Genomic DNA, 23,017 nt, shown 5'->3' with positions numbered 1-23,017 from the left:
TGCACGACAAAGGGAACGAGAGCCGCAGAAGGCGGCGGTCGAGACGATTCTGGACATGTCACTCTCCTTTGGCTAGGCGCGGCACAGAGCGCCGCGGCGTTTCATGAACAATGTGAGGCGGACTCCTTCCGCGTCACGGTCTGCAAACTAGAATAATCTACCAATTTGGTCAACTACAAAAGCGATATGGCGAAAAATAATTCTTCCCCATTCGCTTCCGCCTGCCCCGTAGACAATCCCGTTGCTCCCCTGCAGGAGCGCTTCCTATCTAGGTAGCGCCGAATCGGCCTGCAAGTGACGATTCGGATAAAGACAGCACTTTCGGACGAAAAAGGGGCAGCCCCTCGAGGCTGCCCCTGACTTGTAGGCGACAGGCGCGGCGGCGTCAGGCCGCCGGCGCGCCGGGCTGCTGCGCGCCGGAACGGCTCGCCTCGCGATCCTTCCACCAACGGCTGAGGAACAGCAGGATCGGTCCGCCGATATAGATCGACGAGGTCGTCGCGACGATGACGCCGAAGATCATCGGCCAAGCGAAGCTGCGCACCGCCTCACCGCCCCAGATCGCCATCGGCACCAGCGAAAGTGCCGTCGCCATCGAGGTGAAGATGCATCGTGCGATCACCTGGTTGATGCTCATGTCGATGAGATCGGAGAACGGCATCGACTTGTACTTGCGCAGGTTCTCGCGCATGCGGTCGTAGACCACGACCTTGTCGTTCACCGAGTAGCCGATCATCGTCAGCAGGGCGGCGATCGCCGTCAGGTTGAAGTCGATCCCCATCAGCGCGAAGAAGCCGACGGTCTTGGTGATATCGAGCAGCAACACGGCGATCGCGCCGACGGCGAAGTGCCATTCGAAGCGGAACCAGATGTAGAGCAGAATCGCCACCATGGCGAGGCCGACGGCGAGAAAGCCCGAACGCGCCAGCTCGCCGCTGACCGTCGGACCGACAACCTCGGTCCGCTCCATCGTCGAGTCCGGGATCGCTTTGGTTACCGCATCCTTGATCTTGCTCAAGGCTGCGGTCTGCTCCTGTTCGCCACCGGGCTGACGCTGGACACGGATGAGCACCGACTGGCCGCCGCCGAAGTCCTGCAGCGCCACCTCGCCGAGATTAAGCTCTTCGAGGCTGTGCCGCAGCGTCGGCAGGTCGATCTTGTCCTTCGACACCGCCTCGACCTGGATGCCGCCGATGAAGTCGATGCCGTAGTTGAGGCCCGGCGTGAAGAACAGGATGACCGAGCTGATCGACAGGAAGGCCGAGAAACCGATCGCTTGATAGCGACGCTTCATGAACGAGAAGGTCGGCAGATGCGGCACGCGTCCGAAGAGCGACGGGATCTCCAGCTTCTTCATCTTGCGGCGCACGACGACCTCACGCATTAGCAGGCGCACGACGGTGACCGAGGTGAACATCGAGATGATGATGCCGAGCATCATGGTGACCGCGAAGCCGCGGACCGGACCGCTGCCGAGCCAGAACAGGAGCACCGTGCCGGCAAGCGTGGTGACGTTGGAGTCGAGGATCGTCGCATAGGCCTTGTTGAAGCCGACGTCGAGTGCCTTCATCGCACCGGCGCCCGCTTCCGTCTCTTCTCGGATACGGGCGTTGATGAGGATGTTGGCGTCGACGGCCATGCCGATGCCGAGAATGATACCGGCGATGCCGGGGAGCGTCAGCGTCGAGCCGATCAGCCCGAGAACGCCGATCGTCAGGATGGTGTGGAGCACCAGGCCGACATTGGCGATCATGCCCCAGGCGCCGTAAAGGACGATCATCAGCGTCACGACGAGACCAAAACCGGCAAGGCCCGTATAGAGGCCCATGCGGATCGAATCGCTGCCGAGGTTCGGCCCGACCGAACGCTCCTCGATTATGGTGAGCGGCGCCGGCAGGGCACCGGAGCGCAGCAGCGCCGAGAGGACCGTTGCCTCCTCCACCGTGAAGTTGCCGCTGATCTGGCCGCGGCCGCCGAGGATCGGCTCGTTGATGACCGGCGCCGTCAAGACCTTGCCGTCGAGGACGATGGCAAAGGGACGGCCGACATTTTCGCGCGTGATGTCGGCGAACTGGCGGGCGCCGAGCGAGTCGAAGGCGAAATCCACGACCGGCTGGTTGGTGCGCTGGTCGAAGCCGACCTTCGCATCTTCGAGGCGTTCGCCGGAAATGGCGATACGGCTTTCGACCGGATATTTGTTGCCGTCGTCGGCGCCTGGCAGGATATCGACGCCGCGCGGAGCCGGCTGCGTGATGTCGACCGTCTGGTCGAGCATGTGGAAGCTCATCTGCGCGGTCGAGCCGAGCAGTTCGCGCAGCCGAGTCGGATCCTGGAGGCCCGGCAGCTGCACGAGAATGCGGTTCGAGCCGATGCGCTGGATCAGCGGCTCGGCGACGCCGACCTGGTCGACGCGGTTGCGGATGATTTCAAGGCTCTGCTCGACCGCTTTGGTCATACGGTCGGCAAGGCCTGCTTCGGTCATGGCGAGCGTGATCCCGTCGCCATTCGTCGTCACGTTGAGCTCGGCAGCGGAGCCACCGAAGCCAACGGTGCCGACGGGTGCGGCGAGTTCCTGCAGCTTCGGCAGCACCTTTTCGCGGTCAGCCGGATCCGCGACGTTCACCGTCACACTGTTGCCGCTGATGCGCGCCGAAGAGGCGGAGACGCGCTCGCCGCGCAAAACGCGGCGGGTGTCGTCGAGAAGCGAGTTGAGGCGCGCCTTCTGCAGCCCCGCCCCGTCGACCTCGAGCACGAGGTGCGAACCACCCCGAAGGTCGAGGCCGAGGGTGACCGGCTCGAAGGGAAGCACGGAAGCGAATTGCTCCCGCATGGCCGGCGTCAGAACGCTCGGCACCGCCGCGAGGCATCCGAAGATAATGATCGCGACATAGGCGAGAACCGCCCATCTGGATGTACGCATGTGGAAATTCCAAAAACGCCCGGACGCGCCTTGCGGCACTCATCGGGCTGGGTTTCATCGAGCCGGAGTGGACCTCCGCCGAATTCTCAATCGCAATTCTAGGCCGAGGGCGGTCCGCGGATGCGCTCGCTCTCATGCCGGGCGCCAGGCGCCCCTTCCTTGCGCGGGAAAACGAGGAGCCGAATGTCTTCATAGATCGGCAGGATCGCCGCTTCGGCCGCAAGGACCGCGGCCGGATCGCCGCCGAGCGCTAGCTTGCCGTCGGACCGCTCGCCGACGATGCGCAATTCCGGCAAGGCGACGGCGCGGGAGACCTGGCGGGCGGCGGGGCGATCGGGCGATCCGCTGTCTGGCGCGGACACGCTGCCGCTCTGCGCGCCCAGACGACCGGAAACGCCCTGCCCGACGGCGATGACCTGCATGGCAAAGGAAGCGCAGAACAGCCACAGCACGGCAAGAAGCCGGCCGGCCTGCATGTTTCTGCTGCCACCACCCAAGCGGTCCATCGAGGACGCGATCCCTTTCTCTCGGCACCTTGGCGCCCGCGAGATAAATTCAGCCCGATCCCACAAAGCTAGTCGAAGAACATGGCCGGATTCGAGCAGGCGCCCTTAACACCATCCCGTGCCGCAAAAGTCAAATCTGCGCTCGCCTGACACCGGTCAGCCGCCAGCGCCGGCGGTTTTCTCCTGGTGGATCTCTATCAGCGACGGACCCGGCCGCGAAGCGGCCTCCGCCAGCGCGCGCGGCAAGTCCTGGATATCCGTCAGCCGCTCGGCCGGGACGCCATAGGCCTTGGCGGTCAGCAGGAAATCCGGCGCCGACGGCTTCACACCTTGTGGGGTGACTCCGGTCTCGACCATGTGGGACTCGATCTCCCGATAGCCGTCATTGTTCCAGACAAGGAAGATCACTCTCGCTCCGGCATCGACCGCCGAGCCGATCTCCGCCAAGGAGAACTGGAAGCCTCCATCGCCGACAAGGCAGACGACCGGCTTCGCGCGGTCGGCAACCGCCGCGCCGATTGCCGCCGGCGGGGCATAGCCGAGCGAGCCATAGCCGGTCGCCGAATTGAACCAGGCGCGCTGCCGCGGCGCGTCGCAATAAAGGTTGCCGGCATAGACTGCTTGGGTCGAATCGCCGACGATCGTGCCGTCCGGAAGGGCCTTGTAGATCAGCTCGATGATACCGACCTCGGCCCGCATTTTCGGCGTCAGTTCTTTCAGGGCCGCCTTGCGCGCCGCATCGGCCCGCGACGCGCCATCCCTGGCGGCGGTGTGGCCGGGTAGAAAGCCCAGAATACCCGCCGTTGCCGCCCTTGCGCCGGAAAGGATCGACAGCGCCGCCTGCGGCCCCCGCGCCAGCTGCGCGGCGTCGATATCGGTTCGGATCAGGTTCTGAAGCGCCGGAAAGCCGCCATCCGCATAGAGGTCGTAGTCGGTCTGGCCCATTTCGGTGCCGAGCGCCAGCACGAGGTCGGCTTCGCGCAGCAAGGCGCGCACGGACTTGAGGCTCGGGCTTGCCGGCACGCGCAGCGGATGACCGGCCAGCATGCCGCGGGCGTTCACAGTCGTGACCACCGGCGCGCCGATCTGCTCGGCAAGCGCACGCACTTCCGCCTCCGCCGTCAGTGCGCCGCCGCCGCAGAGGATGACGGGGCGCGCGGCTTCGGCACAGAGGATCGCCGCCCTCTGCAGGGTTTCGCTGTCGGAGCGCGGGCGGGTCGCCGCCGCCGGCTTTGTCTCCCGGCTTTCGATCCGCTCGGCCATCACATCGGTCGGGATCTCGATATGCACCGGCCCGGGCCGGCCGGAAAGCAGCACCGCAAAGGCACGGTCGACGACAAGCGGCAGGTCGGCCGGATTGATGAGCGTGTGCGAATAGAGCGCCAGGGTCTTCATCATGCCTTGCTGGTCCGGCAATTCGTGCAGCAGGCCGCGGCCATGCCCCAGCGAGTCGCGCCGGTTGACGCCGGAAATGACGAGCATCGGGATCGAATCCTGCCGCGCCTGCGCCATCGCCGTGATCGTGTTGGTAAGCCCCGGCCCGGTGATGACCAGCGCCACGCCCGGCTTGCCGCTGACGCGTGCATAGCCGTCGGCCATGAAGCCGGCACCCTGCTCGTGGCGCGGCGTCACATGGCGGATCTTCGACGCCGAAAGGCCGCGATAGAGTTCGACCGTGTGAACGCCGGGAATGCCGAACACGACCTCGACGCCATTCGCCTCGAGCAGATCGACGAGCACCTCGCCGACGGTTTTCATTTCGGCACTCATGCGCGGCGCTCCCTTCGATCCGTGCAGCGTTCGGCAAGAGCGGCGATGCGCCGGCACGCCTCGTCGAGCCCCGCATCCGGTACGGTCAGGCTCACCCGGACGAAATCCTGCGCCTGCTCACCGAAGGAGGAGCCCGGCATCACTGCCACGCTTTCCTCCTCGAGCAGCGCCCAGGCGAAGGCTTCGCCCGAGAGACCCGTTCCGGCGACGTCGATCAGCGCGAACATTCCGGCCTCCGGCGGCAGAACCGAGACGCCCGGCGTCCGGGCGAGAGCCAGCGCTATCCGGCCGGCGCGCCGCCTGTAAGCCTCGCGCATCTGGCGCGCCGTGTCGATCTCGTGGGTCAACGCATAGGCGGTCATGTCGGCAATGAAGGGCTGCTGGCCGAAAAGCATCGTTTCCGAAACCGGCAGCAGGCGTTCCGTGAATTCCCCCGGCCCGACGGCCCAGCCGCTGCGGAAGCCGGGAGCGGCATGCGACTTCGAAATGGACGAGACGACCACGGTGCGGTCGGCCAGATCCGGATTGTCGAAGGGCGATGCGAAGACGGCATCGAAAACCAGTTCCTCATAGACCTCGTCGCAGACGATCCAGAGATCGTGGCGGCGCGCCACCTCGCCGATCACTGCGATTTCCGCTTCGGTCAGAACGGCACCGGTCGGGTTGTGCGGCGTGTTCAGAAGCAGGACGCGGCAGTCGGGCGTGACGGCCCGTTCCAGATCTTCCGCCCGCATGTGAAAGCCGTGTTCCGGTTTCAGCGGCACCAGGACCGGATGAGCGCCGGTCGCGCGGATGACGCCTTCGTAGGTGGCGTAGAGCGGATCGCCGACGAGCACGCCGTCGCCGGCTTCGGCCAAGCCCAGCATGACGGCGAAAAGCGCCGTCTGCGTGCCGGGAAAACAGAGAATGTTCGCCGCCGTCACATCGGCACGGCGGCGACGGTATTTTTCTGCAAGCGCGGCGACGATGGCGGGCTCGCCGCGGCCGTTCGAATAGCGGTAGCGCCCGGCATTCATGGCGCGCTGGCACTCGTCGAGCAGGGCACGGTCGGGCGGCAGGTCGGGCTCGCCAATGGTGAGCTCGATGAGATCAGCGCCGCTCGCCTTCAGCTGCCGCGCCCGGATGTGCAGCGACCATTTGCCGGAGCCAAGATCCGCCAGGCGCGAGGTGATCGACGCGTAACGCATGGTGATTTCTCCCGTCTGTTATTGTTCTAACGGCAGGCCGAGCAGCGCCTCGACCGAGGCCATGGCGATGCCGACCAGCTCGCCGTCGCGGAAAAGATCGCCGGCAAGACAGCCTTCCACCCACAGCCCGTCGACGAGGCCGTTGACCGCAATCGCGTAGCGGCGGCATTCCTCCGGGCCCGCCGGCCTGCCTTTCGCCGCGAGGAAATCGCTCAACAGAGCCTGGAGCGCGTTGCGAAAGGCGAGATAGCCCTCGCGATGGATTTCGGCGAGCACCGGATCAACGCGCACCTGGCTGATGAAGGCGGCCCAGAGCGAGACGCTGCGGCTGTCGGCGACCGGTTCGGTGAGGTTGATGGCAATGAAGTCCTTGAGCCGCGTCGTCGGGTCGCCCTCGACATTTTTCGCCTTTTCGGTGAGCGAGGCAATGACGGCGCGATAGGCCTCCGCCACCATCTGATTCTTCGAGTCGAAGTAATGGCGGACGAGACCTGCGGTCACGCCGGCGCGGACCGCGATCTGCCGGACCGTCGCGCCCTTGAGCCCGAATTCCGCTATGCAGTCGAGCGTCGCCTCGATCAGTTCCTGGCGGCGCTCGCCTTCCGGAGCGCGGTGAAAGCTGCGGCGGCTCATGGCCGCTCCCATCCGCTCTGCCCGATCGTCGGTGTCTGCCAGACGGTTAGGCTCATTGCGCGGCTCCTGCGGGGGTGTCGTTCTTAGATGAGGCGCCAAAAATTCAGCGGCGACGTTATTATACACTTGAATAATAGCGGCACAAGTGCAACGATGCCTCTCATGAAACAGCGTGACAAGCCCAAGATGCTGCACGAAAAGTCGACCAGGGGAACTGTTTTCATGCCTTCACGAGAAGCTCTGCGATGGACCGGAGACGTCTGTCGATGACGGATGCGGCCCAGGCAATCGAGGTCACCGACCTCCACAAGTGTTTCGGGCCATTGGAAGTGCTGAAGGGTGTGTCGCTCGACGCCCGGCAAGGCGACGTGATCGCCATTATCGGTGGCAGCGGCTCCGGGAAATCAACCTTTCTGCGCTGCATCAATATGCTGGAATTGCCCTCGGCCGGACGGGTCTCCGTCCATGGCGAAGAAATCCGCCTGAAACCGGACGGCAAAGGCGGATTGGTTCCCGCCGACCGCAAGCAGGTGCAGCGCATCCGCACCCAGCTCGGCATGGTCTTCCAGAGCTTCAATCTCTGGCAGCACATGACGATCCTCGAAAACGTCATCGAAGCTCCGGTCCACGTGCTCGGCAAATCCAAAGCCGAGGCAGTGGAGACGGCGGAGAGGTTGCTCAACCGCGTCGGACTATACGAGAAGCGCGACGCCTACCCGGCCTTTCTCTCCGGCGGCCAGCAGCAGCGCGCCGCGATCGCCCGCGCCTTGGCGATCCAGCCGCTGGTCATGCTGTTCGACGAACCGACTTCGGCGCTCGACCCGGAGCTCGTCGGCGAAGTCCTCTCCGTGATCGGCGATCTTGCGCGCGAGAAGCGGACGATGATCCTCGTCACACACGAGATGAAGTTCGCCCGCGACGTCGCCAACCATATCGTCTTCCTGCACAACGGCATCATCGAGGAACAGGGGCCGCCCGAGGCGATCTTCGGCGCGCCGAAATCCGAAAGGCTGAAGAAGTTCATCAGTTCGATTCATTGAATTCAGCAATGCTCAACAACCAAAAAAGGGAACAGCATGAAGAAGACATTGAAGCTCCTGGCGGTCGCCGCCGCCCTGTCGATCGCCGGCGCCGTTGCCGCTTCGGCCGAACAGGTCAAGGTCGGCATTGCAGCCGAACCCTACCCGCCCTTCACCTCGCCGGACGCGAACGGCAACTGGGAAGGCTGGGAGATCGAGTTCATGAAGGCGATGTGCGCCGAGGCGAAGCTTGATTGCGTGATCACCCCCGTCGCCTGGGACGGCATCATCCCGGCGCTGACGTCGAAGAAGATCGACCTGATCGTCGGGTCGATGTCGATCACCGCGGAACGCCTGAAAACGATCGACTTCTCCGACAAATACTACAACACGCCGACAGGCATCATCGGCGCCAAGGGCGAGGACTTCAAGCCGACGCCGGAAGGGCTCGCCGGCAAGACGCTCGGCGTGCAGGTGGCGACGGTGCACCAGGCTTATGCGACCAAGCATTTTGCCCCGGCCGGCGTGGAGGTCAAGGAGTACCAGACGCAGGACGAGGCCAACCAGGACCTCGCCGCCGGGCGCCTCGATGCGGTGCAGGCCGATGCGATCGCTCTCGACGCCTTCCTGAAGAGCGATCAGGGCAAGGAATGCTGCGATTATAAGGGCGAAGTCGCCCAGGACATCGACGTGCTCGGACCGGGCGTCGGCGTCGGGCTGCGCAAGGGCGAGACCGAACTCAAGGACAAGATCAACGCGGCGATCAAGGCGATCCGGGCCAACGGCACCTACGACGCCTTCTCGAAGAAGTATTTCGACTTCGACATCTACGGCGGCTAGGCCGTAGCCGGCCGGCAGCTTCAGCGCTGCCGGCCCTTGATCTTCGAGGAGCTGGGTGGCGATGGCCGCGGAACCCTTCATCAACTGGAGCCTGCTGGCGCTCGCGGCGCCCGGCTGGGGCGGCGTTCTGCTGCAGGGCTTCCTGCATTCGATCGAGATCGCCGTCGGCGGCTATGCGCTCGGCCTGCTGCTCGGCGTCGGCGGCGCCTTCGGCAAGCTCTATGGCGGGCCGGTGCTGCGCGACCTGCTCGAGTGCTATACGACCATCGTGCGGGCGGTGCCCGAGCTCGTCCTCATCCTGCTTCTCTACTATGCCGGCACCGACCTCCTGAACCAGGTCCTCGGCGCCATGGGAATCGGCACCGTCGATATCAGCGGCTTGGCAGCCGGCATCTTCGTCATCGGCGTCGTCCAGGGCGCCTATTCGACAGAGGTGCTGCGCGGCGCTATCAAGGCGGTGCCCGCCGGGCAGATCGAGGCGGCGCGCGCCTACGGCATGTCGCCGATGAAGGTTCTCAGGCGCATTACGCTCCCCGCGATGCTGCCCTATGCCATACCCGGCCTTGCCAATCTCTGGCTGATCGCCACCAAGGACACGGCGCTGCTTGCCGTCGTCGGCTTCAGCGAACTGACACTCGTCACCCGCCAGGCGGCCGGCACGACCAAGGCCTATTTCCTGTTCTTCTGCGCCGCCGGCGCGCTCTATCTCGCCCTGACGCTTATCTCCAATCTTTTCATCGGCATCATCGAGCGCCATGCCCGGCGCGGCTTCGCGGAGCAGCGATGACCGACGAAACCACCCACGCGCTCGCGCTCGCCCCCGAGGATCTTCCCAAGCCGGAGAACTTTCTCAAACCGCATCGCATCGTCCTGATGCTCCTCTTCGCCGGCCTCGTCGTCGCAGTCGCCGTCTTCATGCGTTGGGATTGGCTGCCGCGCTACTTGCCAAGACTCGGCTCCGGCATCCTCGTCAGCCTGGTCATGCTGTTCAGCACCGCACTCCTCGGCTTCCTGCTCGCCGTTCCCCTCGGCCTCGTCCAGGTGACGGGCCCCTGGTTCCTCAAGGCCCCCGCCCGCCTGTTCTGTACCGTCATTCGCGGAACGCCGCTGCTCTTGCAGCTCTGGCTGCTCTACTACGGCCTCGGCTCTCTCTTTCCGCAGTTCCCGGCGATCCGTCATTCCTTCCTCTGGCCCTATTTGCGCGAGGCATGGCCGTATGGGGTGGCGGCGCTCACGCTTTCCTTCGCGGCTTACGAGGGCGAAGTGATGCGCGGCGCCTTTGCCGGCGTGCCGCGCGGAGAATTGGAGGCGGCTCGCGCCTACGGCATGGGACGCTGGACGAAGTTCCGGCGCATCTGGCTGCCGCGGGCCGTCCATCGGGCGCTGCCGACGCTCAACGGCGAGACCGTGCTGCAACTCAAATCGACGCCGCTCGTCGCCACCATCACCGTGGTCGACGTCTATGCGGTGATCTCCAAGGTGCGGCAGGAAACCTATCTCACCTACGAGCCGCTGCTCCTGCTGGCGCTCATCTACATGTGTCTGACCGGCATTCTGGTCGTCGCCTTCCGCTATTTCGAAAACCGCATTCCCACCCGTGGTGCCTGAGATGAAAATTGCCGCTGCGATCAGCAATGCCTTGCCGGAACTCGTCACCATTCGCCGCGATCTGCACGCCCATCCGGAACTCGGGCTGGAAGAACGCCGCACGTCGGCCTTCATCGCCGGCCATCTCGAAGCGCTCGGCTACGAGGTGGCGACGGGACTGGCGAAAACCGGCGTCGTCGGCACGCTCAGGAATGGCAGCGGCCCCCGTTCGATCGGCATCCGCGCCGATATCGACGCCTTGCCGATCCATGAGGAAACCGGCCTCGACTATGCCAGCAAGACGCCGGGACTGATGCATGCCTGCGGCCACGACGGCCACACGGCGATGCTGCTCGGCGCCGCCCGGGCGCTTGCCGAACGAAAAAATTTCAACGGCACCGTCCACCTCATCTTCCAGCCGGCCGAAGAGAATTTCGGCGGTGCGAAGATCATGATCGACGAAGGTCTGTTCGAGAAGTTCCCATGCGACGCCGTTTTCGCGCTTCACAACGCGCCGAATCTCCCCTTCGGGCAGTTTGCATTGCGCGAGGGTCCGATCGGGGCCGCCGTCGACGAGGCACGGATCACCGTTCACGGCCGCGGCGGTCATGGTGCCGAACCGCAGGAGACGGCCGACCCGATCGTCTGCGGCGCCAGCATCGTCGTGGCTCTGCAGACCATCGTGTCGCGCAACATCCATCCGATGTACCCGACCGTCGTCACCGTCGGCGCCTTCCACGCGGGTTCGGCGAGCAACATCATTCCGGAACGGGCGGAGATCGTCGTCGGCATCCGCTCCTTCGATCCATCCGTTCGCGACGAACTGGAGCGCCGAATCCGGATGATCGCCGAAGCACAGGCGGCAAGCTTCGGCATGCGAGCGACCGTCGACTACCAGCGAAGCTACGATGCGACGATCAACCACAAGGCGGAGACGGATTTCGTCCGCGACCTCGCGATCCGCTTCGCCGGGGCAGACAAGGTCGTCGATCTCGCCCGCCCCTATATGGGCAGCGAGGACTTCGCCTATATGCTCAAGGAGAGGCCGGGGACCTATTTCTTCCTCGGGTCGCGGATGACCGGCGAGGAAAAGCCGCTCCACCACCCGGGCTACAATTTCAACGACGACCTGCTGCCGATCGGCGCGGCCTTCTGGACAGAGCTCGCCGAGGCCTATCTGGCGCGACCGTAGTCCTCCAGCGCATGTCGCCCAAAAGTGTGCATGGGGTTTTGGAACAACGACATGCACGAAAAAGATGGTCCAAAATGCCACAGGCGAAACATTGCTGCAGTGTGACAACGTGGCGGGCTGCCCGTTATTGACCTTTGGCAATTCTGCATCAAATTCAATCACACGATGAAGTCGAGCCGCCGCTCGATGAGCGAATGAATGATCGTGCGGGATGCAAGGGCTCCTGCACCTCCGCCCTCACCGCCCGGGCTGAAAGGATCGCGCCCCGTGTTTGAAGCCTTCGATGCGACAGTGCTTGCGCGCATTCAGTTCGCCTTCACGGTCTCGTTTCACATCATCTTTCCCGCCTTTTCCATAGGACTCGCGAGCTATCTCGCGGTTCTCGAGGCGCTGTGGCTTTGGAAGAAGGACGAGGTCTATCTCGAGCTCTTCAACTTCTGGAAGACGATTTTCGCCGTCGCCTTCGGCATGGGCGTCGTCTCGGGCATCGTCATGTCCTATCAGTTCGGCACCAACTGGAGCGTGTTCTCGGACAAGGCGGGCCCGATCATCGGACCGCTGATGGGGTACGAGGTCCTGACGGCCTTCTTCCTCGAGGCAGGCTTCCTGGGCATCATGCTGTTCGGCCTCAACCGGGTCGGTCCGAGACTGCATTTTTTCGCAACCGCCATGGTCGCGCTCGGCACGCTGATCTCGGCCACCTGGATCTTGTCCGCGAACTCCTGGATGCAGACCCCGGCGGGCTTTGCAATGAACGAAGCCGGACAATTCATTCCGGTCGACTGGTGGGCAATCATCTTCAATCCGTCCTTCCCCTACCGGCTCGTGCATATGGTGCTCGCCGCCTATCTGACGACGGCGTTCGTCGTCGGCGCCTGCGGCGCTTGGCATCTGTTGCGCCACACTGCGCCTCGGCGTGCCCGGACGATGTTCTCGATGGCGATGTGGATGGCAGCGATCGTCGCACCTATCCAGATTCTCGCCGGCGACCTGCACGGCCTCAATACGCTCGAGCATCAGCCGGCCAAGATCATGGCGATGGAGGGTCACTATCACAGCCATCCCGACGGTGCCCCGCTGGTGCTCTTCGGCATCCCCAATTCAGCGGAGAAGCGCATCGACTACGCAATCGAAGTGCCAAGACTCGGGAGCCTCATTCTGAAGCACGATCTCGATGCACCGTTCGCCGGCCTCGACTCGATTCCCGAAGAACTCCACCCTCCCGTCGGCATCGTCTTCTGGTCGTTCCGCGTGATGGTCGGCATGGGCCTGGCCATGCTCGGGATCGGCCTCTGGTCGCTCTGGTGTCGGTACCGTGGCACACTCGCCACCGATGCCTGGCTGCACCGCATGGCGGTGGCAATGGGTCCGGCGGGGTTTGTCGCGGTGCTTGCCGGCTGGATCACTTCCGAGGTCGGGCGGCAGCCCTATACTGTCTATGGCCACCTGCTGACGGCCAATTCTGTGTCACCGATCGAGGCTCCGGCCGTCGGCGCGTCGCTCGTCGCCTTCATCATCGTCTACTTCCTCGTCTTCGGCGCCGGCACCTTCTACATCCTGCGGCTGATGGCGCGCCTGCCGCGCGATACCATGCCGGAACTCGACGAGGGGCCGCTGCGCACGGCCGGCGTCACCCCTGGCCCGGCAGCGGCGAGACCCAATGGAGGCCCGCATGGCCATTGACCTGCCGTTCATCTGGGCCGCGCTTATCGCCTTCGCGGTGCTCGCCTATGTGGTGCTCGACGGCTTCGATCTCGGCGTCGGCATTCTCTTTCCGTTCTTCCCGGAGAAGCACGATCGCGACGTAATGATGAATTCCGTGGCACCGGTGTGGGACGGTAACGAGACATGGCTCGTGCTCGGCGGGGGCGGCCTGATGGCCGTCTTCCCGCTCGCCTATGCCACGGTCATGCCAGCGCTTTATGCGCCGATCATCGGCATGCTTCTCGGCCTCATCTTCCGCGGCGTCGCCTTCGAATATCGCTGGCGCACGCGACGCGGCGAGTTTTTGTGGAACTGGGCCTTTGCCGGCGGCTCGACGCTCGCAGCCTTTTCCCAGGGGCTGGCGCTCGGCGCGCTCATCCAGGGGATTCCGGTCGAAGACCGGGCCTATGCCGGCGGTTGGTGGGACTGGCTGACGCCGTTCTCGATCGTCACCGGCGCGGCGATCGTCATCGGCTACGCGCTGCTCGGCGCGACCTGGCTGATCATGAAGACGCGCGGCGATCTCGCCGAGCGTGCTCGCGCCATCGCGCTGAAATGCGCCTTCGCCACCGTGGCGGCCATGGGCATCGTCAGCCTCTGGACGCCATTTCTCGAGCCGGTCTATCTGCAGCGCTGGTTCGGCTGGCCGACGGCGATCTTCAGTGTCATCGTGCCGCTGCTCGTTCTCGGCTGCCTTTACCTGCTGCTCAAGGGCATCCAGCAGCGCCACGACCGCCAGCCCTTCATCGCCGCCCTCGGCCTCTTCCTGCTCGGCTATATCGGCATCGGCATCAGCTTCTATCCCTATATGGTGCCGCCGTCGCTCACCATCTGGGACGCCGCCGCGCCGAACGACAGCCTCGCTTTCCTGCTCGTCGGCGCGCTCGTGCTGGTGCCGATCATTCTTGCCTATACCGCCTATGCCTACTGGGTGTTCCGCGGCAAGGTCGATCCGGAAGAGGGCTATCACTGATGGGCGCGCTCGGCCGCCGGCTCCTCTGGTTCGTCTGGCTCTGGTTCGCCGGCGTCGCGGCGGTGAGCGTAGTCGGGCTCGCGATTAAGCTCGCGCTCGGCAGCTAATTAGGGAAAGCCCCGCTCAAGCTTGCGGACCTACCGTCTTCCTACACATCGGCAGGCAATCGCCGACGGAGACAGGACCGCACCCTACTCCCCAGCGATCGCCTGCCGAGGTGACCAAGCAGCGGGCTAGGCAACTCGCCACGGGCGCTGCGGCGGTTTTTCCCCTTCTCAGCCGGCGTCCGCTTTGCTAGCAGTTCGGCGCGATGGAACGGGGCGCGATCCGCCCCGGCAGGAGCCGGACATGCCAAAGACCCCCGCAGAATGCACGACGATGGCGGATGTGCGCGCTCAGATCGATCGGCTCGACCGCGCGTTGATGGCGCTCTTTGCCGAACGCTGGGGCTATATCGACCGGGCTGCCGAGATCAAGCGCCCGCTGTATCTCAAGGCAGACATTCCGGCGCGCGTCGCAGAGGTCCGGGAGAATGCCCGCAGGCACGCGATCAAATTCGGGCTCGACCCGGACTTCTATGAGCGCTTGTGGACACAGCTCATCGACCATGCGATCGCGCATGAGCGCAAGCTCCTCGGCGAAGACGAGGAGTAAGGCTCCGGCCCTTCAGCCGTTGGCGACAAGGCGTCCGTCGTCGCCGCGACCATCGTCGAAACTGTTCTTGCGACTGAGATAGCCTTCCCAATCGAAGGCACTCTGAACGATATGTTCGAGGCTCGCATGGGTCGGCACCCAATCGAGCTTCAATCGCGCGACGGTCGGATCGGCGACGACCTGGGCCGCGTCGCCCGGGCGACGCGGCCCGTAATCGATGCGGAAGTCGCGGCCGGAAACCTGCCGCACCGTGTCGAGAACCTGCAGCACGGAAAAGCCTTCGCCATAGCCGCAATTGCTGACCAGCGGACCGCCCCCACCGCTTAGATATTCAAGCGCTTTCCGATGGGCGGCAACCAGGTCGCTGACATGGATGTAATCGCGAATGCCGGTGCCGTCCGCCGTCGGATAGTCGGTGCCGAAAACATCGACCTTGCGGCGCCTGCCGAGCGCGGCTTCGCAGGCGACCTTGATGAGATGCGTGGCGCTGAAGGTCGACTGCCCCGCACGCCCCAGCGGATCGGCGCCGGCCACATTGAAATAGCGAAGCGCCACGTAACTGAAATCATGCGCCGCCGCCGCGTCCTCGAGCATGATTTCCGACATCAGCTTGGAACGGCCATAGGGGCTTTCCGGACGCAGGGCCGCCGTTTCCTTGACCGGATCCGGCGTCTCCTGGGTGCCGTAGACGGCAGCCGTCGATGAGAAGACGAAGCGGCGCACGCCGGCCTCTATCGTCGCGGCAATCAGGGTGCGCGTTTTCGCCGTGTTGTTCTCGTAATAGGCGAGCGGTTTGGCAACCGATTCCGGTACAACGGCCGAGCCGGCAAAATGGACGACCGCGTCGATCTCGTTCTCGGCGAAGATCCGCGCCAGCGCCGCCCGGTCGCCCACGTCACCGAAATAGAAGCGCGCCTCCGGCGCCACCGCCCAGCGGAAGCCGGTCGTCAGGCTGTCGAGCACGACGACGGTCTCTCCCGCGTCGAGCAGCGACCAAACCATATGGCTGCCGATATAGCCCGCTCCGCCTGTCACCAATATGGCCATGGCTGCCTTCCACCCCCGATTGAACCCGGGAACAGGAAAGACGGGCGATGCTTACGGAATTGGTAAATCGCGGCGCCGGCGCCGCTCTTCACCGGCTATTCCTGCGGCGGTGGTTAAGCACCCGCCACGGCAATCATTCGGATTTTATCGATCGGCCCGCAACGGACGAATCTTGATGATGTGGACGCCCCCGCGCCGGCGGTTGCCGCTATGATGCCGGCCAGTTACCCCGCAGCAATAAGAGGAGCGTTGACAATGCAGATCACGACCGTTGGATTGGATTTGGCCAAGAGCGTGTTTCAGGCGCATGGTGTCGATGAGGCAGGCGGCACCGTGCTGGTGAAACGGCTGCATCGCAAGCAGATGCTGCCCTTCTTCTCGAAGCTGCCACCCTGCCTAATCGGAATGGAAGCGTGTGGCACAGCGCACCATTGGGCTCGGACGCTCGCCGCCATGGGGCACGAGGTTCGGCTCATTCCCCCATCGTACGTGAAGGCCTATGTGAAGCGCGGCAAGAGCGACGCGCTGGATGCCGAGGCAATCTGCGAAGCCGTGCAGCGCCCGACGATGCGGTTCGTGCCTGTGAAGACGGTGGCGCAGCAGAGCATTCTCATGACGCATCGCGCGAGGTCGCTGCTCGTTCGCCAACGCACCATGGTCGCAAATGCGTTGCGGGCGCATCTGGCTGAACTCGGCTTTGTCGCCAATCCAGGCATTGCCAATCTGGCAAAGTTGGCGCAGCAAGCGCTGTCTGGCGAGAGCAGCTTGCCCTCCTATGCCCGGACCACGCTGGACATTCTGATCCGGCAGATCCTGGTGTTTACCGATGAGATCGCTGCGCTGGATCAGCAACTTCTCGCTTGGCATGCCGACAGCGAGGCCAGTCGCAGGCTTTCCGCTATCCCCGGCCTCGGCATAGTCACAGCCACGGCGGTCGCCGCCACCGTCACCGATCCCGAGCAATTCCGCTCCGGCAGGCAATTTGCCGCCTGGCTCGGCCTGACGCCGCAGCAGTGTTCGACCGGAGGAAAAACCCAGCTCGGCGGCATCTCCAAGCAGGGAGACCGATACTTGCGGAGGTTGCTCGTCGTCGGCGCCACCGCCGTTATCCGTCATACGAAGGACAAGGCAACGCCCCTGGCGAACTGGATCAGAAAGCTCCTGGAGAAAAAGCCGTTCAGGCTGGTCTCCGTTGCCCTCGCCAATAAACTCGCGCGGATCGCATGGGTCGTGCTGACCCGCAAGGAAGCCTATCGGGCCCATGAAATGATCGCCTGAGTTCAATCCCAGAGAACCGGAATTGGTAACGGCAGTCGATGATGTGTAACGATCGAGCCAATGGTGAGGCCAACCCGTCTGATTCAATGCGCTTCAAACGCGCGCCAGCTTGATCAGGGTCCTCATCGGCGGATTTCCATCAGGGCCAGCGGTCAAACTTCATACCGCACAAACAGGCCGGACATATGAAAGCAACCGATCAAACCACCCGACAAAAAGCCCTTGCCATAGGGGGCGTCCACATATGAATCAGCGGTCGAGGATATAGGTGCGCAGACGGTCCGCGGCCTCTGCGATCTGGGCCGGGTCACGCAGGAAGCAGGCGCGCATGAACAGCGACCCGCCCTCGCTGAAAGCCGTTCCCGGAGCCAGTCCGACCCCGGTCTTGTCGACGATGTCGATCGCCGCCCGGCGCGAATCCGTGACGCCGTCGATCTTCAGGAAGGCGTAAAGCGCCCCGTCGGGCTTCAGGGTCTCGACGCGATTGGTGGCAATCAGCGTGTCGCAGAGCAGGTCGCGATTGCGTCGGGCCTTGGTGACGTTGTCGTCGACGAAAGCGTCGCCTTCGTCCAGGGCGACGACGGCGCCGCGCTGCATGAATTGGGCGACCCCGGAGGTCGAATACTGGATCAGGTTCTCAAGCACTTGGCCCATGGCCGGCGGCGCCACGATCCAGCCGACGCGCCAGCCAGTCATCGCCCAGTTCTTGGAGAAGGAGTTGACGAAGAGGATGCGGTCGTCGTCCTCCATGATGTCGAGGAAGGACGGCGCGCGTCGGCCGAGATAGTAGTAGAGCGCGTAGATCTCATCGGCGATGATCCAGATGCCATGCCTGCGCGCCAGCGCCAAGATGGCCTTGAGATCGTCGGGCGACGCCGTCCATCCGGTCGGATTGGACGGCGTGTTGATGAACAGCGCCCGCGTCTTATCGCCGATCGCCGCCGCAAGGCGGTCGAGGCCGAGCTGCCATTTGCCGTTCTCGAAGCGCAGCGGCACCGAGACCGGCCGGACGCCGGAGAGGTCCGCGGCGGCGGCGAAATTCGGCCAGGCCGGGGTCAGGAGAACCATCTCGTCGCCGGGCGAAGCGATTGCCTCGATCGCAAGCTTGATCGCCTGCATGCCGGATCCGGTGACGTAGAAATTCTCCGGCGCGAGCGTCTTTTGGAAGCGGCGCTGATAATAGCGCACCAACGCCTCGCGCAGCGGCGGGATGCCGCGCTGCCACGTATAGAAGGTCTGGCCGGCCACCAGCGCGTCGGCCGCTGCCCGGCTGATGAAGTCCGGTGTCGGAAGATCGCCCTCACCGACCCAGAGCGGGATCAGGCCATCGCGACCACGGGCATAGTTCACCACTTCGACGATGCCGCTTTCGGGCGCCGCAAGAGCGCGGGGACTAAGGCTGGTCATGGTCGTCATCAGCGGCGGCCTCCTGAATTGCCCGCCGCTTCTAGACGTTTTCGCACCCGTGATCACACGATTTTCTCTGACGAACTTATCGATTTCTGTGATGATTTCGCTGCCGTCAGGCCCGCTGCTTCAAGATATCCCGTATTTCCGACAGCAGCCGCACATCCTCAGGCGGCGGCGCGGCCGGCTCCGGTGCCTTCTCTCGTTCCACCGAGGCGCGGATGCGGTTCACCCCCTTGACCAGCAGGAAGATGATCCAGGCAAGGATCAGGAAGTTGATGAACACCGTGATGAAGCTGCCATAAGCAAAGACCGCGCCCTGCTGGCGGGCTGCGGCCAGCGTCGGGGCGGTGACATTGGCGGAAAGCGGCAGAAAATAATTCGAAAAATCGAAACCGCCGCCGGTAATCGCGCCGACCACCGGCATGACGAGATCGTCGACGACCGAGGTGACGATCTTGGTGAAGGCAGCGCCGATGATCACGCCGACCGCCAGGTCCATCACATTGCCGCGGGCGATAAACTCTTTGAATTCGTTCAGCATGCGTCTCTCCGTAATATCCCCGTCCTTGAACGCTCGGCCGCGCCTGTCCCGCGCGGCAACCGCTGGTAGGAAACTAGACCAAAGCTCGGAGCGATGGAACCGCCGTTCGCGATCAAGGCGGGCAGCGGCCCGTGGCGCGCGACGGCTGCCCCGTCGCGTCTTGGACTTAAGACGCATAAAGCAGCCAATTCTCAATGGGATGGACTTGCCCTATGCTGCCCGTCGAGGAGTGAGGCATGCTTTCGGGTTCGGTCATTTTCGCCTCGGCCTTCGCCTATCTGCTACTGCTCTTCGCGGTCGCAAGCTACGGCGACCGGCGGGCCAGCAGAAGCAGGATTGCCAGCAAGGGCAGGCCGCTGGTCTATGCGCTGAGCCTGGCGATCTACTGCACCTCCTGGACCTATTTCGGCGGCGTCGGGCTCGCCGCCGAGCATGGGCTCGAGTTCACCGGCATCTATATCGGGCCGATCCTGATGTTCACGCTCGGCATGCCGCTGATCCGCAGGATCGTGCGGCTCGCCAAGACCGAGAAACTGACCTCGGTCGCCGATTTCGTAGCGGCGCGCTACGGCAAGAACCCGGCGGTGGCGGCGATCGTCGCACTGATCTCGCTGGTCGGCGCCATTCCCTATATTGCCCTTCAGCTCAAGGCGGTCTCGAGCTCGGTCGCCGCGATGATCGACACCAGCGACTACGGCATCGGCGCGGGCGAAAATTTCATCGACCTGCCGCTGCTCGTCACCCTCTTCCTCGCCTGCTTCGCGATCGTCTTCGGCACCCGCCACACGGATGCCACCGAGCATCAGGACGGGCTGATCCTGGCGATCGCGATGGAATCGGTCGTCAAGCTCGTCGCCATGCTGACGGCAGGCTTCTACATCGTCTTCGTCCTGTTCGACGGGCCGGCGAATCTGTTGGAGGCGGCCCGACAAAGTCCCGCCGTCCTTTCCGCCCTCGAATACCAGACGCCCGCCGCCCGCTGGATCCTGCTGATCGTGCTCTCCGCCTTCGGCATCATCATGCTGCCGCGGCAGTTCCACGTCACCGTCGTCGAAAACCGCACCGAGAACGAGCTGCGTACCGCCGGGGTGCTGTTTCCGCTCTATCTGATCGCCATCAACCTCTTCGTCCTGCCGATCGCCATTGCCGGCATCCTGACCTTCTCCGGCTCTGGCGACGCCGACCTCTATCTCTTGGCCCTGCCGCTCGCCAGCGACGTGCCGTTGATCACGCTCCTCACCTTCATCGGCGGCTTTTCCGCCGCCACGGCCATGGTCATCGTCGCCTCGGTGGCACTGTCGATCATGATCTCCAACGACATCGTCATGCCGGTCTTCCTGCGCCAGAGGCTCGGCACCCGCGGCACCCTGCAGGAGAGCGTGGCCGGGACGCTGCTCAACATCCGCCGCACCGCGATCTTTGTCGTGCTGCTGCTCGGCTACGGCTACTATCGCTCGGCAGACATGAGCTCCGGCCTCGCCTCGCTGGGGCTGCTCTCCTTCGCCGCCATCTCGCAGATGGCGCCGGCGCTCATCGGCGGCCTCGTCTGGCGGCAGGCAAACGCCCGCGGCGCGATTGCCGGAATGGTCAGCGGCTTCCTCGTCTGGGCCTATGTGCTGTTTCTGCCGAGCCTCGGCGGGCCCGACAATTCTCACGTGGCCTCGACGATCCTGAGCTTCCTCCTACCGTTTACGGATGTTTTTTCGGGGCCGCAGTCCGACCCGCTCGTCAATGCGTCGGCCCTCAGCATGCTAGTCAACGTCAGCGCCTATGTGCTCGGCTCGCTGACCCGGGCGCCGAAGCCGCTCGAGCGCTTCCAGGCCGGCGTCTTCATCACCCGCCGATCGCGCACGGAACGGGCCTTCCGCGGCCGCAAGACGAAGGTGACGGTACGCGACCTAAAGACTACGATCGCCCGCTACATGGGCGAGGAGCGCATGCAGCGCTCGTTCCACACTTATGAGCAGCAATCCGGCCGCTGGCTCGACGAAAACGCCTCCGCCGACATGGCCCTCGTCCATTTTTCCGAGCAATTGCTTGGCAGCGCCATCGGTTCCTCCTCGGCCCGGCTGGTGTTTTCGCTGGTGCTGCAGCGAATGGACGACACCTCTTCGGACACCGCTTGGCTGCTCGACCAGGCGAGCGAGGCGCTGCAGCATAACCAGGACATGCTGCAGACGGCGCTCTCGCAGATGGACCAGGGCATCGCCGTCTTCGACAATGCCAGCAACCTGATCATCTGGAACCGCCGTTTCCGGGAGCTGCTCGATCTGCCCGAGGCGGCCGGCCAGGTCGGCTTCCCGCTTGCCGACATCGTGGCGATCCTGGCGCGCCGCGGCGACATCCGCAAAGACTATGAGAAGACGCTGGTCGCCAATTTCCTGACGCTCGACAAGCCGTTCCTGCTGGAACTTGGCAACGGCGCCCGTATCGTCGAGGTGCGGACCAACGCCATGCCCGACAAGGGCATCGTCACCACCTATACCGACATCACCCCGCGGGTCGCCGCCGACATGGCGCTGAAGCAGGCGAACGAAACGCTGGAACTGCGCGTCGCCGAGCGGACGAGCGAGTTGACGCGGGTCAACAAAGAACTTGGCGAGGCGCGCGCCGCCGCCGAAGACGCCAATATCGGCAAGACCCGCTTCTTCGCGGCCGCCGGCCACGACATCCTGCAGCCCCTGAACGCGGCGCGCCTCTACTCCTCATCGCTCGTCGAGCGGCTCGGAGATTCCGACAACAGGGCGCTGGTCCAGAACATCGACTCCTCGCTCGAATCGGTGGAGGCGATACTCGGTGCCGTGCTCGATATCTCGCGGCTCGACACCGGCGCGATGAAGCCGCGGCTACAGGCCGTGCCGCTCGATGATCTCTTACGGCGGATCGAGACGGATTTCGCGCCGATGGCGCGGGCGAAGGACATAGAGTTCACGGTCATGCCAACCTCGCTTGTCGTGCGCAGCGACCCGAACCTCTTGAGACGCGTCGTCCAAAATCTCGTTTCCAATGCGATCAAATACACGCTTGAGGGCAAGGTTCTCGTCGGCGTGCGCCGGCATAGGCAGACGGCAACGATCGAAGTGCTCGATTCCGGCATCGGCATTCCGGCGTCAAAGTTCCGCACCGTGTTCAAGGAATTCGCGCGCCTCGACGAAGGGGCGCGCACGGCCGCCGGGCTTGGCCTCGGACTTTCGATCGTCGACCGCATCTCGCGTGTGCTGAACCATCCGGTCAGCCTGCAGTCGGAGCCGGGAAAGGGCACCGGTTTCAAGGTTGCCGTGCCGCTCGATACCAGCGCCGCCGAACGGACAAGGCCGCAGCCGGTCGCCGCGCCGAAGTCGAGCGACGCGCTGAGCGGGCTGACTGTAGTCTGCATCGACAATGAACCGAAGATCCTCGAGGGCATGGCGCTGCTGCTGGGCGGCTGGGGCTGCACCGTCACGACGGCGGAATCGGTCGCCGCCTGCGACAAGATCGGCCCGGAACACCTGCCGCTGCGGCCCGATGCGATCGTCGCCGACTACCACCTCGGGGACGGCACCGGCATCGACGCGATCGCCTCCATCCGGGCGCGCTGGAGAGAGAGCATTCCGGCGCTGATGGTAACCGCCGACCGCACCCCGGAGGTCCGCGGTGCCGCCGAGCGCGACGGCGTCTCTCTACAACACAAGCCGGTGCGCCCGGCCGCCTTGCGCGCCTGGCTGACGCAGCTTGCCGCAGCGGCACGGGCGGCGGCGGAATAGCAATCGTTTCACT

Annotated in this window: 18 protein-coding genes; 10 read left to right on the top strand and 8 right to left on the bottom strand. The window is 64.3% G+C overall.

Going from position 1 to position 23,017, the window contains the following annotated elements; translation table 11 throughout:
* Nucleotides 1–385: 385 nt before the first annotated feature.
* The 5 genes from secD to SS05631_RS00885 all read right to left on the bottom strand — a co-directional run bounded on the left by secD (nucleotide 386) and on the right by SS05631_RS00885 (nucleotide 7,016).
* Nucleotides 386–2,920: a protein translocase subunit SecD gene (secD, locus tag SS05631_RS00905; protein WP_037425951.1), complete on the bottom strand. Its 2,535-nt coding sequence runs from the start codon at nucleotides 2,918–2,920 to the stop codon at nucleotides 386–388.
* Between the two features lie 98 nt (nucleotides 2,921–3,018).
* Nucleotides 3,019–3,426 (bottom strand): hypothetical protein, encoded by a 408-nt coding sequence (locus SS05631_RS00900; protein WP_037425953.1) that lies wholly within the window; start codon nucleotides 3,424–3,426, stop codon nucleotides 3,019–3,021.
* A gap of 156 nt (nucleotides 3,427–3,582) precedes the next feature.
* On the bottom strand, nucleotides 3,583–5,196 hold the full coding sequence (locus SS05631_RS00895) for a 5-guanidino-2-oxopentanoate decarboxylase (RefSeq protein WP_037425955.1): 1,614 nt from the start codon (nucleotides 5,194–5,196) through the stop codon (nucleotides 3,583–3,585).
* A complete protein-coding gene (locus SS05631_RS00890; RefSeq protein WP_037425957.1) occupies nucleotides 5,193–6,383 on the bottom strand; it encodes a pyridoxal phosphate-dependent aminotransferase in 1,191 nt (396 codons plus the stop codon). The genes SS05631_RS00895 and SS05631_RS00890 overlap by 4 nt, the downstream gene beginning before the upstream one ends.
* An 18-nt stretch (nucleotides 6,384–6,401) precedes the next feature.
* Nucleotides 6,402–7,016 carry a TetR family transcriptional regulator C-terminal domain-containing protein gene (locus SS05631_RS00885; protein WP_037425982.1) on the bottom strand — a complete coding sequence of 205 codons (615 nt, stop codon included), beginning with the start codon at nucleotides 7,014–7,016 and terminating at the stop codon, nucleotides 6,402–6,404.
* A 266-nt stretch (nucleotides 7,017–7,282) separates the two neighbouring features.
* On the opposite strand from SS05631_RS00885, the gene SS05631_RS00880 reads away from it, so the two are divergent.
* The 8 genes from SS05631_RS00880 (at nucleotide 7,283) to SS05631_RS00845 (ending at nucleotide 14,985) form a co-directional block, all read left to right on the top strand.
* The gene (locus SS05631_RS00880) at nucleotides 7,283–8,056 is read left to right on the top strand and encodes an ABC transporter ATP-binding protein (RefSeq protein ID WP_037425985.1); all 774 of its coding nucleotides are present in this window, start codon (nucleotides 7,283–7,285) and stop codon (nucleotides 8,054–8,056) included.
* Nucleotides 8,057–8,092: 36 nt separating this feature from the next.
* Nucleotides 8,093–8,875, top strand: a complete 783-nt coding sequence (locus SS05631_RS00875; protein WP_037425959.1) for a transporter substrate-binding domain-containing protein — start codon at nucleotides 8,093–8,095, stop codon at nucleotides 8,873–8,875.
* Nucleotides 8,876–8,936: 61 nt separating this feature from the next.
* On the top strand, nucleotides 8,937–9,662 hold the full coding sequence (locus SS05631_RS00870; RefSeq protein WP_037425961.1) for an ABC transporter permease: 726 nt from the start codon (nucleotides 8,937–8,939) through the stop codon (nucleotides 9,660–9,662).
* Nucleotides 9,659–10,483 carry an ABC transporter permease gene (locus SS05631_RS00865; RefSeq protein ID WP_037425963.1) on the top strand — a complete coding sequence of 275 codons (825 nt, stop codon included), beginning with the start codon at nucleotides 9,659–9,661 and terminating at the stop codon, nucleotides 10,481–10,483. The genes SS05631_RS00870 and SS05631_RS00865 overlap by 4 nt, the downstream gene beginning before the upstream one ends.
* 1 nt (nucleotide 10,484) lies before the next feature.
* Nucleotides 10,485–11,654 (top strand): M20 aminoacylase family protein, encoded by a 1,170-nt coding sequence (locus SS05631_RS00860; protein ID WP_037425965.1) that lies wholly within the window; start codon nucleotides 10,485–10,487, stop codon nucleotides 11,652–11,654.
* 267 nt (nucleotides 11,655–11,921) lie between these two features.
* A complete protein-coding gene (locus SS05631_RS00855; protein ID WP_037425967.1) occupies nucleotides 11,922–13,337 on the top strand; it encodes a cytochrome ubiquinol oxidase subunit I in 1,416 nt (471 codons plus the stop codon).
* Nucleotides 13,327–14,331 carry a cytochrome d ubiquinol oxidase subunit II gene (gene cydB / locus SS05631_RS00850; RefSeq protein ID WP_037425988.1) on the top strand — a complete coding sequence of 335 codons (1,005 nt, stop codon included), beginning with the start codon at nucleotides 13,327–13,329 and terminating at the stop codon, nucleotides 14,329–14,331. Before SS05631_RS00855 ends, cydB begins: the two co-directional genes overlap by 11 nt.
* Before the next feature lie 348 nt (nucleotides 14,332–14,679).
* Nucleotides 14,680–14,985, top strand: a complete 306-nt coding sequence (locus tag SS05631_RS00845) for a chorismate mutase family protein (RefSeq protein WP_037425973.1) — start codon at nucleotides 14,680–14,682, stop codon at nucleotides 14,983–14,985.
* A gap of 12 nt (nucleotides 14,986–14,997) precedes the next feature.
* On the opposite strand, the gene galE is transcribed toward SS05631_RS00845, so the two are convergent.
* Nucleotides 14,998–16,032: a UDP-glucose 4-epimerase GalE gene (galE, locus tag SS05631_RS00840; RefSeq protein WP_037425975.1), complete on the bottom strand. Its 1,035-nt coding sequence runs from the start codon at nucleotides 16,030–16,032 to the stop codon at nucleotides 14,998–15,000.
* A 255-nt stretch (nucleotides 16,033–16,287) separates the two neighbouring features.
* Between galE and SS05631_RS00835 the strand changes: the two genes are divergently transcribed.
* The gene (locus SS05631_RS00835) at nucleotides 16,288–17,310 is read left to right on the top strand and encodes an IS110 family transposase (protein ID WP_037427716.1); all 1,023 of its coding nucleotides are present in this window, start codon (nucleotides 16,288–16,290) and stop codon (nucleotides 17,308–17,310) included.
* A gap of 249 nt (nucleotides 17,311–17,559) precedes the next feature.
* Here the strand turns inward: SS05631_RS00835 and SS05631_RS00830 are convergent, their stop codons facing one another.
* Complete coding sequence (locus SS05631_RS00830; protein WP_037420394.1) at nucleotides 17,560–18,726, bottom strand: pyridoxal phosphate-dependent aminotransferase; 1,167 nt, start codon at nucleotides 18,724–18,726, stop codon at nucleotides 17,560–17,562.
* A 106-nt stretch (nucleotides 18,727–18,832) separates the two neighbouring features.
* Nucleotides 18,833–19,261 (bottom strand): large conductance mechanosensitive channel protein MscL, encoded by a 429-nt coding sequence (gene mscL / locus SS05631_RS00825; protein WP_037420397.1) that lies wholly within the window; start codon nucleotides 19,259–19,261, stop codon nucleotides 18,833–18,835.
* 236 nt (nucleotides 19,262–19,497) lie between these two features.
* On the opposite strand from mscL, the gene SS05631_RS00820 reads away from it, so the two are divergent.
* Complete coding sequence (locus SS05631_RS00820; RefSeq protein WP_037420400.1) at nucleotides 19,498–23,004, top strand: PAS domain-containing hybrid sensor histidine kinase/response regulator; 3,507 nt, start codon at nucleotides 19,498–19,500, stop codon at nucleotides 23,002–23,004.
* The last annotated feature ends 13 nt before the right edge of the window (nucleotides 23,005–23,017 follow it).

Origin of the sequence: Sinorhizobium sp. CCBAU 05631, assembly GCF_002288505.1 — a bacterium.
Classification (GTDB): domain Bacteria; phylum Pseudomonadota; class Alphaproteobacteria; order Rhizobiales; family Rhizobiaceae; genus Sinorhizobium; species Sinorhizobium fredii_C.
This window is presented reverse-complemented; position numbering and strand designations above follow the sequence as displayed.

Coding starts and splice junctions, on each gene's coding strand:
- SS05631_RS00870 (WP_037425961.1), top strand. CDS start 8,937: ATGGCCGCGGAACCCTTCATCAACTGGAGCCTGCTGGCGCTCGCGGCG.
- SS05631_RS00890 (WP_037425957.1), bottom strand. CDS start 6,383: ATGCGTTACGCGTCGATCACCTCGCGCCTGGCGGATCTTGGCTCCGGC.
- SS05631_RS00900 (WP_037425953.1), bottom strand. CDS start 3,426: ATGGACCGCTTGGGTGGTGGCAGCAGAAACATGCAGGCCGGCCGGCTT.
- cydB (WP_037425988.1), top strand. CDS start 13,327: ATGGCCATTGACCTGCCGTTCATCTGGGCCGCGCTTATCGCCTTCGCG.
- SS05631_RS00880 (WP_037425985.1), top strand. CDS start 7,283: ATGACGGATGCGGCCCAGGCAATCGAGGTCACCGACCTCCACAAGTGT.
- mscL (WP_037420397.1), bottom strand. CDS start 19,261: ATGCTGAACGAATTCAAAGAGTTTATCGCCCGCGGCAATGTGATGGAC.
- SS05631_RS00860 (WP_037425965.1), top strand. CDS start 10,485: ATGAAAATTGCCGCTGCGATCAGCAATGCCTTGCCGGAACTCGTCACC.
- SS05631_RS00885 (WP_037425982.1), bottom strand. CDS start 7,016: ATGAGCCGCCGCAGCTTTCACCGCGCTCCGGAAGGCGAGCGCCGCCAG.
- SS05631_RS00820 (WP_037420400.1), top strand. CDS start 19,498: ATGCTTTCGGGTTCGGTCATTTTCGCCTCGGCCTTCGCCTATCTGCTA.
- SS05631_RS00830 (WP_037420394.1), bottom strand. CDS start 18,726: ATGACGACCATGACCAGCCTTAGTCCCCGCGCTCTTGCGGCGCCCGAA.
- SS05631_RS00895 (WP_037425955.1), bottom strand. CDS start 5,196: ATGAGTGCCGAAATGAAAACCGTCGGCGAGGTGCTCGTCGATCTGCTC.
- SS05631_RS00875 (WP_037425959.1), top strand. CDS start 8,093: ATGAAGAAGACATTGAAGCTCCTGGCGGTCGCCGCCGCCCTGTCGATC.
- SS05631_RS00865 (WP_037425963.1), top strand. CDS start 9,659: ATGACCGACGAAACCACCCACGCGCTCGCGCTCGCCCCCGAGGATCTT.
- SS05631_RS00845 (WP_037425973.1), top strand. CDS start 14,680: ATGCCAAAGACCCCCGCAGAATGCACGACGATGGCGGATGTGCGCGCT.
- galE (WP_037425975.1), bottom strand. CDS start 16,032: ATGGCCATATTGGTGACAGGCGGAGCGGGCTATATCGGCAGCCATATG.
- secD (WP_037425951.1), bottom strand. CDS start 2,920: ATGCGTACATCCAGATGGGCGGTTCTCGCCTATGTCGCGATCATTATC.
- SS05631_RS00835 (WP_037427716.1), top strand. CDS start 16,288: ATGCAGATCACGACCGTTGGATTGGATTTGGCCAAGAGCGTGTTTCAG.